Source organism: Nonomuraea sp. NPDC050547 (assembly GCF_044457345.1).
Lineage (GTDB): Bacteria > Actinomycetota > Actinomycetes > Streptosporangiales > Streptosporangiaceae > Nonomuraea.
On record NZ_JBITGW010000008.1, the window covers coordinates 409,459 to 419,402 of the forward strand.

9 protein-coding genes and 2 tRNA genes are annotated in these 9,944 nt (G+C 69.4%); 8 read left to right on the forward strand and 3 right to left on the reverse strand.

Features of this window, described 5'->3' with window-relative positions; genetic code table 11:
* The first annotated feature begins 199 nt into the window (after positions 1-199).
* Together ACIBHY_RS22515 and ACIBHY_RS22520 are read left to right on the forward strand one after the other, a co-directional pair.
* Positions 200-577: a M48 family metallopeptidase gene (locus tag ACIBHY_RS22515; RefSeq protein WP_397259552.1), complete on the forward strand. Its 378-nt coding sequence runs from the start codon at positions 200-202 to the stop codon at positions 575-577.
* Entirely contained in the window at positions 571-1,158 is a 588-nt protein-coding gene (locus tag ACIBHY_RS22520; protein WP_397259551.1) for a hypothetical protein, read from the forward strand. The genes ACIBHY_RS22515 and ACIBHY_RS22520 overlap by 7 nt, the downstream gene beginning before the upstream one ends.
* Here ACIBHY_RS22520 and ACIBHY_RS22525 read toward each other — a convergent pair.
* From ACIBHY_RS22525 to ACIBHY_RS22535, 3 genes are read right to left on the reverse strand one after another with little or no spacing between them, the layout of a single operon-like run.
* Positions 1,141-2,055, reverse strand: coding sequence for an endonuclease/exonuclease/phosphatase family protein (locus tag ACIBHY_RS22525; protein WP_397307634.1), 915 nt, complete (start codon positions 2,053-2,055; stop codon positions 1,141-1,143). The genes ACIBHY_RS22520 and ACIBHY_RS22525 overlap by 18 nt on opposite strands.
* Before the next feature lie 12 nt (positions 2,056-2,067).
* A complete protein-coding gene (locus tag ACIBHY_RS22530; RefSeq protein WP_397259549.1) occupies positions 2,068-2,610 on the reverse strand; it encodes an NUDIX hydrolase in 543 nt (180 codons plus the stop codon).
* Entirely contained in the window at positions 2,607-3,800 is a 1,194-nt protein-coding gene (locus ACIBHY_RS22535) for a zinc-dependent metalloprotease (RefSeq protein ID WP_397259556.1), read from the reverse strand. Before ACIBHY_RS22535 ends, ACIBHY_RS22530 begins: the two co-directional genes overlap by 4 nt.
* 133 nt (positions 3,801-3,933) lie before the next feature.
* Between ACIBHY_RS22535 and ACIBHY_RS22540 the strand changes: the two genes are divergently transcribed.
* From ACIBHY_RS22540 to ACIBHY_RS22565, 6 genes are all read left to right on the forward strand, one after another.
* Positions 3,934-5,004, forward strand: coding sequence for an NAD-dependent epimerase/dehydratase family protein (locus tag ACIBHY_RS22540; protein ID WP_397259547.1), 1,071 nt, complete (start codon positions 3,934-3,936; stop codon positions 5,002-5,004).
* 10 nt (positions 5,005-5,014) lie between these two features.
* Entirely contained in the window at positions 5,015-5,440 is a 426-nt protein-coding gene (locus tag ACIBHY_RS22545; protein WP_397259546.1) for a molybdenum cofactor biosynthesis protein MoaE, read from the forward strand.
* Positions 5,441-5,449: 9 nt separating this feature from the next.
* A complete protein-coding gene (locus ACIBHY_RS22550; protein ID WP_397259545.1) occupies positions 5,450-6,496 on the forward strand; it encodes a PDZ domain-containing protein in 1,047 nt (348 codons plus the stop codon).
* Positions 6,497-6,624: 128 nt separating this feature from the next.
* On the forward strand, positions 6,625-9,576 hold the full coding sequence (locus ACIBHY_RS22555) for a UPF0182 family protein (RefSeq protein ID WP_397259544.1): 2,952 nt from the start codon (positions 6,625-6,627) through the stop codon (positions 9,574-9,576).
* Positions 9,577-9,674: 98 nt separating this feature from the next.
* A tRNA-Met gene (locus tag ACIBHY_RS22560) sits at positions 9,675-9,751 on the forward strand.
* A 100-nt stretch (positions 9,752-9,851) separates the two neighbouring features.
* A tRNA-Met gene (locus ACIBHY_RS22565) sits at positions 9,852-9,928 on the forward strand.
* Positions 9,929-9,944 lie beyond the last annotated feature (16 nt).

The window sequence follows — 9,944 nt, forward strand, 5'->3', positions numbered from 1 at the left end:
GACCAGCTAAAACGGGGCTCACCCCCTGTGGAATTCGGCCGGTGTCGGCTAACGTGCATATGTGCCCCCCGAGACAGTCGAGGTCCGTCGAAGTTCTCGTCGCCGGCGTACGGTCTCCGCATACCGAGACGGCGACAAGACGATCGTGCTCTTGCCCGCATGGCTGAGCGGCGAAGACGCTGATGAATGGGTGAGCCGGATGCTCGATCGGCTGGCGGCCAAGGAGCGGCGGCGCAGACCCACCGACGAAGGACTCCAGGCCAGAGCCAACGAGCTGTCGGCGAAGTACCTCGACGGAAGAGCGCGGCCCACCACCGTCCGCTGGGTGGACAACCAGCAGCACCGATGGGGCTCGTGCACCCCGGACAACGCCACGATCAGGATCTCGACCCGCCTCAAGGGCCTGCCGGAATGGGTCATCGACTACGTCATCATCCACGAGCTCGTGCACCTGCTGGTGCCGAGCCACGGCCCGCAGTTCTGGGCTCTGGTCGAACAGTATCCCAAGGCCGAGCGGGCGCGCGGCTTCCTCGAAGGATTCTCCGCCGCCGCGCACAACGCCCCGGAGGAATGTTGATCCGCACCGTCGCGGTTCTCGCGCGCCGGAACATGGCGAAGGCGGCCCCTGACGGAGTGGATCAGGAGGAGTTCCTGACGGCCGTGGCCGAGGACACCTACGAGATGGTGGCCGGCCTCGAACTCGTCACGCCGGTGCTGGTGACGAGCGTGCCCGGCCTGGAGGAGATCGTCTGGCCCGGCACCGAGGTGATCACGATAGATGACGACGAACCCCTGAAGGACATCATCAAGCGACTCCAGGGCGACCAGGCCGCCGTCATCAACGCCGACGCCCCCGACCTGCCCCCGCTCCTCATCGGCAAGCTCTTTCGCGAACTCGGCCGCGCCCAGCTCACCCTGTGCCCCTCCGAGTACGGCGGCGCTGTCGCGCTGGCCTGCCACCTCCCCCTCCCCGGCTGGGCCGACCCCGACCTCGACGCCCACGACCCGGTGGCCGACCTGCGCGCCCAGGCGCCCGGTCGCCGCATGGTCGCCGCGTCACCCGGCTGGCACCGCCTGCGTACCCCCGGCGACGTCCTCCGCCTGGACCCCGGTCTCGAAGGCTGGGACAACACCCGCGCCCTACTGGGGAAGTTCTAGCCGGGCCACCACCGCCCGGTGGTCGGTCCCCGGCAGCGTGTGCACGCCGACCTCCCGCACTCCCACGCGGGCGTCCACCAGCACGTGGTCGATCGTGATCATCGGCGGCAGTCGCGCGTTCGCCGGCCAGGTGGGCACCAGCCCGGCTCCGGCCCTGTCGGCCGCGTCCGTGTACCCGCGGGCCAGCACCTCGCGCAGCGCCGCGTGGTCGAGGGTGGCGTTGAAGTCCCCGGCCAGGATCCGCGGGATCTCCGCGGAGGCGGCGGGCAGCGATGCGAGAGCCGTACGCCAAAGCTCAAGGTTCTCCGACGAGGGCTGCGGCGGATGCACCGCGAAGACCTCGACCCGCCCACCGCCGGGCAGGGTGACCACTGAACCGGTCAGCGGGTGCCGCGAATACACGCCTCGCTCCGCCCCGAGCTCGCGGTACGGCAGCATCCCGCCCAGGCCGGCGCCGTCCAGCCGGGCCACCGCCTCGGGCGTCAGTTCCTGGGCGCTCAGGACATCGGGCCGCACCCGCCGTACCAGATCCACGAGAGCCGCGGGATCGGCCCGCTCGACCAGCAAGTTCACCGACAGCACCGTGAACGGCCGGCCACCGGCGACGGCCCCGTCACCGAACGCCCGGGGCAGCACGCACGACGCCAGCGCGAGCGTGGTGGCAACGGCGACGCACGCCGCGACGGGCCGCCGCCCGGACACCGCGACGAGGACGGGCAGCAGCGACCCAAGGGCGACGTACGGCGTGGCCGACATGACCTGCGTCAACGGCCCGCCACGTTCAAGCCCGGCCACCCGCGCCAAAGCCCAGACGGCGAAGGGGATGACCAGGACCCAGGCGAGGGAAGCGCGCACCGGCGCGCGGCGGGCAGGAGTGACGATCGTCCCTCCGACCACCGCGTAACCCCCTCAGGCCAGAAGTGCCGCCCTGCCGCGCCTGGCCAGCCGCCTGGTCGCCTCGTCGGACAGCTCGGGGATCTCCTCCACCGGGAACCAGCGCAGGTCCAGGGACTCCTCGCTGATCACCGCCTCCGCGCCCTCGGGCGCCACGGCGGCGTACTCCACGTCAAGGTGCCACGAACGCGGCGGATGACACCAGACCTCATGCCGGTCCAGCGCCAGCGGTCCAGGCAGCAGCCGGAGTCCGGAGATGCCGGACTCCTCCCCGGCCTCCCGCAGCGCCACCTCCACCAGCGTCCGGTCGGCGCGCTCGCAGTGGCCGCCCATCGGCAGCCACATGCCCGCCTTCGGGTGCAGCGTCAGCAGGACCCGCGCACCGTCGTGGGACAGGACCGCGGTGGTCGCGGTCAGGTGCCCGGGAACGCACTCCCGGTACATGGCGTCGGCATGCGTCGCCAGGTGCTCCAGGAACTCCTTGCGCAGCACCTCCTCCTCGGGGGTCGGCGCCGACCAGCCGGTCAGCACGGCGACCGCGTCAGAGCGCAGCGTCACTCCGATTCTCCGGGCTCGTCCAGCTTGGAGATGTCCCAGTCGGAATCGCCCTTCACGAACGCGTCCGGGTGGTCGAGGTCCTCGGCCGTCGGCATCAGGTCGGGGTGACCCCAGACCGAGTCGCGGCCGTCGAGCCCGCGGTCGGCCTCCAGCGCCTGCCACAGCGCCGCCGCCTCCCGCAGCCTGCGCGGACGCAGCTCCAGGCCCACCAGCGTGCCGAACGTCAGCTCGGCGGGGCCGCCGGTGGCGCGGCGCCTGCGTACCGTCTCGGCGAGGGCGTTGGCCGAAGGCAGCTTGCCCTCCGCCGCGGCGTCCACGACGGTCGCCACCCAGCCCTCGACCAGCGCCAGCATCGTCTCCAGACGGGCCAGCGCGGCCTTCTGCCGCTCGGTCTCCTCGGGCTTGAGCAGCGCGCCGCCGCTCAACGCCTCCTGGAGCGCCTCGGGGTTGCTGATGTCGAGGCCGCGGATCTGCTCTTCGAGCGCCGAGGTGTCGACCGTGATCCCCTTGGCGTACTCCTCGACGGCGCCGAGCAGGTGCGAACGCAGCCACGGCACGTGCTGGAACAGCCGGTGATGGGCCGCCTCGCGCAGCGCCAGGTACAGCCGGATCTCGTCGGCGGGCAGTTCGAGACCGTCGCTGAAGGAGGCGATGCCGCCGGGCAGCAGCGCGGCCGTGTCCGACAGCGGCAGGCCGATGTCGGTCGTGCCGATCACCTCGCGCGCCAGCGAACCGAGCGCCTGCCCGATCTGCTGGCCGACCATCATGCCGCCCATCTGCTTGAGCATGCCCATGAGCGGCCCGGCCATCTGCTGGGCCTCCGCGGGCAGGCCGGCGCCGCCGAGCGCCCCGCCCATGGTCTCGACCATGCGTTGGGCGATCGGCTCGCACAGCGTGCGCCACACCGGGACGGTGTTCTCGATCCACTCGGACCGGCTCCACGCCTGCGGGTTCGACACCCCGCTCGGCAGCGCCGTGGCCTCGTTGAGCCACAGGTCGGCCAGACTGAGCGCGTCGATGATCTGGCGGCGTTCTCCGTCCATGACGGAGGGATCGCCCTCGGCGACCACCGCGTGTCGGGCGATGTTCTTGGCCATGTCCCAGTTGACAGGGCCGGAACCCTGAGGCGCCGACAGCATGTCGGCGAACTGGCGCATCGCCTGAGCCATCTGCTCAGGGTTGCCGAACATGGCGAACGGGTTTTCGTTGGGGTCGTTTTCACGACCTGGCAGGTCAGTCACCGCTCTACCTCGTGCAGGATGGAGGAGTCCACATCCGCCACGTTAGTCGTCCTACGGCGGATCAGTGCAAAGTGAGGACCGTGTGCCTACCTCGAAACGCCCGCGCCAACCGGTCGTCGCCGTCACCGGCGCGGCCTCCGGCCTCGGTCGCGAGCTGCTCGCAAGGCTCGCGAACTCCGCGGATTTCCGCAGGGTGGTGGCCATCGACGAGCAGCGCGGCGACGTCCAGGACGTCACCTGGCGAGTGATCGACGTCCGGGATCCGCTCTTGGCGAACCGCATCTCCGACATCGACGTGCTGGTCCACCTGGCCGGCGACTACGCCGTCGACTCCAACCCCGGTGAGCGCCGCGCGTACAACCTGCGCGCCGCACAGACCGTGCTCACCGCCGGCGCGGCCGCGCGCGTGCGCCGCGTCGTGCTCGTCACGAGCGCGATGGTGTACGGCGCCGCCCCCGACAACCCGGTCCCGCTGCCCGAGGACTCCGCGGTGGCCGCCGAGCCGGACACCGGCGTCGTCGGCGACTACCTGGAGATCGAGGCCCTGGTCCGACGGGCCATCAGGAGCAACACCGGCCTCGACGTGACCGTCGTGCGCCCGGCCGCCGTCGTGGGCCCGGGCGTCGACACCGTCATCACCCGCCACTTCGAGTCGCCCCGGCTGCTGGCGGTGAAGGGCTGCAACCCGCGCTGGCAGTTCTGCCACATCGAGGACCTGGTCTCGGCGCTGGAGCTGGCCGCCCGCGGCGTGGTCACCGGCGTGGTGGCCGTGGGCTCCGACGGCTGGCTGGAGCAGGAGCAGGTGGAGGAGCTGTCCGGCATCCGGCGCTTCGAGCTGCCCGCCGGCCTGACCTTCGGCACGGCCCAGCGCCTGCACCGGCTGGGCATCACCCCGGCGCCCGCCACGGACCTGCACTACGTCGTCTACCCGTGGGTCGTCGACTGCGCCCAGCTGCGCGAGGCCGGCTGGAAACCCGCCTGGACCAACGAGGCCGCCCTGGAGCAGCTGCTCGAACTGCGCGAGAACCGCACCACCGTGGCCGGACGCCGCCTGCCCGTCAAGGAGGCGACGCTCACCGCGGCCGGCGCCACCGTGGCCGTCATCGGCACCGCCGCCATCGTCCGTCAGGTCCGCAAGAGGCGCCGCCTGTAGGCTTGTTTGCGTGGACGTCATCCGGTTGCTAGACATTCGCGACACCCCGTTGTCGGTCGACGAGGTGTACGCCGCCGTGGGCGACCACGCGGCGGGCGGGACGACCCTGTTCGTCGGCACCGTACGCGAGCAGGACCAGGGCAAGCCGGTGAAGCGGCTCTCCTACTCCGCGCATCCGTCCGCGCGGGCGGAGCTGCGCCGCGTGGCCGAGAAGGTGGCCGCTGACTTCCCCGTGACCGCGCTCGCCGCCGTCCACCGGGTCGGTGACCTGGAGCTGGGCGACATCGCGGTCATCGTCGCCGCGGCCTGCCCGCACCGCGGCGAGGCCTTCGCCGCCTCACGCCGCCTGATCGACGACCTCAAGGCCGAGGTCCCCATCTGGAAACATCAGCTCTTCGGGGACGGCTCGGCCGAGTGGGTCGGCGCCTGCGAATAAGCTCTCTCCATGTCACGACGTGCCCTGACCCTGCTCGTGGCGGGCTTTATGGTGCTCGCCCTCGGTGTCGTCGGCGCCCTCATGAAGGTGCCCTACGTCGTGCTGAGCCCCGGCCCGACCGAGAACACCATCGGTGAGGTCGACAAGAAGCCGGTCATCGCGATCACCGGCCGCCAGGTCTACCCGACGGACGGCGCGCTCAGCCTGGTCACCGTCGCCTACCAGGGCGGCCCCAGCAGCCGCATCGACCTGATGACCGCGCTGCGCGGCTGGCTCGACCCGAACGTCGCGGTGGTGCCGGAAGAGACGATCTTCCCCAAGAGCCGCACCGCCAAGCAGGTCGAGGAGGAGAACACCGTCGAGATGGCCAACTCGCAGGACAACGCGACGGCCGCGGCGCTCACCGAGCTCAAGATCCCCTACAGCACCGTCGTCACGGTCCTCTCCACGGAGAAGGGCAAGCCCGCCGACGGCAAGGTGCAGAAGGGCGACGAGATCAACGCCATCGACGGCAAGAAGGTCACCGACGTCGACATGGTCCGCGAGACCGTCCGCGCGCTCAAGCCGGGCGCCGACGTCGTGTTCGGCGTCACCAGGGGTGAGAAGAAGGTCGACGTCACGGTCAAGACCACCTCGGGCGACAAGGGCGCGACCATGGTCGGGATGACCATGCAGGCCAAGTACAAGTTCCCGTTCAAGGTCAGCATCAGCGTGGGCGACGTCGGCGGGCCGAGCGCCGGCCTGATGTTCTCGCTCGGCATCGTCGACAAGCTCACCCCCGGCTCCCTGACCGGCGGCAAGTCGATCGCCGGCACCGGAACCATCACGCCGGAGGGCGAGGTCGGGGCGATCGGCGGCATCGCGCAGAAGATGGTCGGCGCCAAGAAGGCGGGCGCCACGCTCTTCCTCACCCCGGCGGACAACTGCGCCGAGGCGCTGAAGGCGGCGCCCGACGGGCTGCGGCTGGTGAAGGCGGAGACCCTGCACGACATGGTCACGACGCTCGACGCGCTGCGCCAGGGAAAGACAGATCTTCCCGCATGTACGGCCGGCTGAAACTTCTCGTGCCCGTCGTGCGTTAGCCGTACGGCTGGCACACCGGTGTAGGTTGCCAGAGCGAGACGATTGTTCACCACGACGAGGGGTTGGCCTTGAGCTTCCGGACCCCAGGAGCCGGCAGGGCGATGCGCTTGCCCCGCCGCCCGCGACTGCTGCTTCCTGTCGCGATCGCCCTCGTGGCGATTGTGGCGTTCTTCTTCCTGTTTGCTGGCATTTACACCGACTATCTCTGGTTCGACTCCGTCAGGTACACCTCGGTCTTCTCCGGCGTGATGCTGACGCAGATCGTGTTGTTCCTGGTCGGCGCGTTGTTGATGGTCGGCATAGCCGGCGGCAACATGCTGCTGGCGTTCAGGATGCGGCCGATGTTCGGCCCCGCCATGTTCGGCGGAGGCAGCGGCGCCGACCGCTACCGGATGGCGCTCGACCCCCACCGCAAGCTGATCTTCATCGTGGGCATGGCCGTGCTCGCGTTGTTCGCGGGGTCGTCGGTGGCGGGCCAGTGGAAGACCTGGCTTCAGTTCTCCAACGGCGTGAAGGCCGGCAAGACAGACCCGATGTTCGGGCTGGACGTGTCGTTCTTCATGTTCGACTACCCGTTCATCCGGATGGCGCTGAACTTCCTGTTCACCGCGATCATCATCTCGATCGTGCTCGCCGCGATCACGCACTACCTGTACGGCGGCTTCCGCCTGCAGTCGCCCGGCGTGCACGCCTCGCGCGCGGCCCGCACCCACCTGTCTGTGCTGCTGGGCGTGTTCGTGCTGCTGAAGGCGGTGGCCTACTGGGTCGACCGCTACGGCCTGGTCTTCTCCGACCGGGGCAAGGTCTTCGGCGCGTCCTACACCGACCTCAACGCGGTGCTTCCGGCCAAGACCATCCTCGCGATCATCGCGCTGATCTGCGCCGCGATGCTGTTCGCCGGTGTCTTCCGCCCCGGCGGCATGCTGCCGGGCGTCTCCTTCGGCCTCCTCGTGCTGTCGGCCGTGCTGATCGGCAGCGTCTACCCGGCGCTGGTCGAGCAGTTCCAGGTCAAGCCGAACCAGCAGGCCAAGGAGAAGGAGTCGATCTCCAGGAACATCCAGGCCACGCGGGACGCGTTCAAGGTCGACGACAACAGCATCTCGGTGAAGCAGTACGGCGCGACGACCAGCGCGACCGAGCAGGTGCTCCAGCAGGAGGCCAGCGCCATCCCCGGTCTGCGCCTGCTCGACCCGACGATCCTGTCGCCGACGTTCCAGCAGCTCCAGCAGATCAAGGGCTACTACCAGTTCCCCGAGCAGCTGGACATCGACCGCTACAAGGCGCCCGACGGCAAGATCCGCGACACCGTGGTCTCGGTCCGCGACATCGGGCTGCCGCCGGAGGCCGAGCGCAACTGGATCAACAGCCGCCTCGTCTACACCCACGGCTTCGGCTTCGTGGCCGCGCCGGGCAACCAGGTGGGCTCCGGCGGTCTGCCGGTCTTCAACGCCAAGGACATCCCGCCGGTAGGCGACCTGATCGGGCCGAAGTTCGAGCCCCGCGTCTACTTCGGCGAGAACTCTCCCGAGTACTCCATCGTCGGCGGCCCCAAGCCGGGCCCCGGCCAGGGCGTCGAGCTCGACTACCCCGACGACCAGCAGGGCGGCAGCGGGCAGAAGAACAACACCTACGCCGGCAACGGCGGCGTGCCCATCGGCAACTTCTTCACGAAGCTGCTCTACGCCGCCAAGTACGGCGAGACCAACCTGCTGCTCTCCTCCGACGTCAACGACTTCTCGCGGATCCTGTACGAACGCAAGCCGCTGGAGCGCGTGGGCAAGGTGGCGCCGTTCCTGACGCTGGACAAGGACCCGTACCCGGCGATCGTGAACAACCGGATCGTCTGGATCGTCGACGGCTACACGACGTCGGACTCCTACCCGTACTCCCAGCGCAAGAGCCTCGGCGACCTGACCACCGACGTGCAGACCAGCAAGCTGGTGGCCGGTCAGCCGCAGCCCGCGCCGACGGACGTCATCAACTACATGCGCAACTCGGTCAAGGCCACCGTGGACGCCTACGACGGCACCGTGACCCTGTACGCCTGGGACGACGTCGACCCGGTGCTGAAGACGTGGCAGAACACGTTCGGCACGATCATCAAGCCCAAGGCCGAGATCCCGGCCGAGCTGCGCGACCACCTGCGCTACCCGGCCGACATGTTCAAGGCGCAGCGGGAGATCCTGACGCAGTACCACGTCACCGACCCGGGTGCGTTCTTCGGCGGCCAGGACTTCTGGAAGGTCCCCGAGGACCCGGCCACGAAGAAGAGCAAGCAGCCGCCGTACTACGTGACGATGAAGATGCCGGAGGGGACCGAGCGGTTCTCGCTGACGACGACCTTCGTCCCGAACGGCCGGCAGAACATGGCCGCCTTCATGGCCGTGGACGCCACGGCAGACCCGTCGCAGGCGAAGCTGGAGATCCTCCAGCTACCCAGCAACACGGCGGTGCAGGGTCCGCCACAGGCACAGAACACGTTCCTGTCGAACCCGACGGTCTCCGAGCGGCTGAACCTGCTGCGCGGCACCGGCGGCGCCACCGAGGTCATCTACGGCAACCTGCTCACGCTTCCGTTCGGCGGCGGCCTGCTCTACGTCGAGCCGGTCTACGTCCAGCCGAAGGAGGAGAGCGCGGGCCGCTTCCCGAGCCTGCGCAAGGTGCTGGTGTTGTTCGGGGACAAGGTCGGCTTCGGCGACACGCTGGACGCCGCCCTGAAGGAGGTCTTCGGCGTCGCGCCACCGACGCAGACGGGTGAGAAGCCCACGGAGTCCAAGCCCAACACCAACACCACCGCGCTGACCAAGGCCATCACCGCCGTCGAGACGGCCTACCAGGAGGGCCAGGCGGCCCTGAAGGCCTCACCGCCCGACTGGGTGAAGTACGGCGAGGCGCAGAAGAAGCTGGAGACGGCACTGAAGGAGCTGCAGGCGCTGGGAGCCACCCAGCCGCAGCCCACGCCGTCGGCGACGCCCACCGCGTCCACGCCGCCGTCCACGCCACCTCCATCGACGCCGCCGCCTTCACCGACGGCCACCGCGACCAGCGGATGACGGACGAGGACCCCGCCTTCCCGGCGGGGTCCTCGCCGCTTTCGGCGTATCAGTTTGCGCAGGCAGCCGGTGGCGGATACTCTCGTGAAGCACGACGACGCGGGGTGGAGCAGTTCGGTAGCTCGCTGGGCTCATAACCCAGAGGTCGCAGGTTCAAATCCTGTCCCCGCTACCAAAGAAGGCCCTGATCAATGCGATCAGGGCCTTCGTGCTTTCCGTGATCTTCGTTTTGCGTCCGCGATGAATCACCGCTATGGTTAAGATATACACACCGACGCGGGGTGGAGCAGTTCGGTAGCTCGCTGGGCTCATAACCCAGAGGTCGCAGGTTCAAATCCTGTCCCCGCTACCAAAGAAGGCCCTGATCA

What these genes read in the sequence shown, in the direction of transcription:
- ACIBHY_RS22550 (WP_397259545.1), top strand. Translation starts at nt 5,450, where the DNA reads ATGTCACGACGTGCCCTGACCCTGCTCGTGGCGGGCTTTATGGTGCTC.
- ACIBHY_RS22535 (WP_397259556.1), bottom strand. Translation starts at nt 3,800, where the DNA reads ATGTTCGGCAACCCTGAGCAGATGGCTCAGGCGATGCGCCAGTTCGCC.
- ACIBHY_RS22555 (WP_397259544.1), top strand. Translation starts at nt 6,625, where the DNA reads ATGCGCTTGCCCCGCCGCCCGCGACTGCTGCTTCCTGTCGCGATCGCC.
- ACIBHY_RS22520 (WP_397259551.1), top strand. Translation starts at nt 571, where the DNA reads ATGTTGATCCGCACCGTCGCGGTTCTCGCGCGCCGGAACATGGCGAAG.
- ACIBHY_RS22515 (WP_397259552.1), top strand. Translation starts at nt 200, where the DNA reads ATGCTCGATCGGCTGGCGGCCAAGGAGCGGCGGCGCAGACCCACCGAC.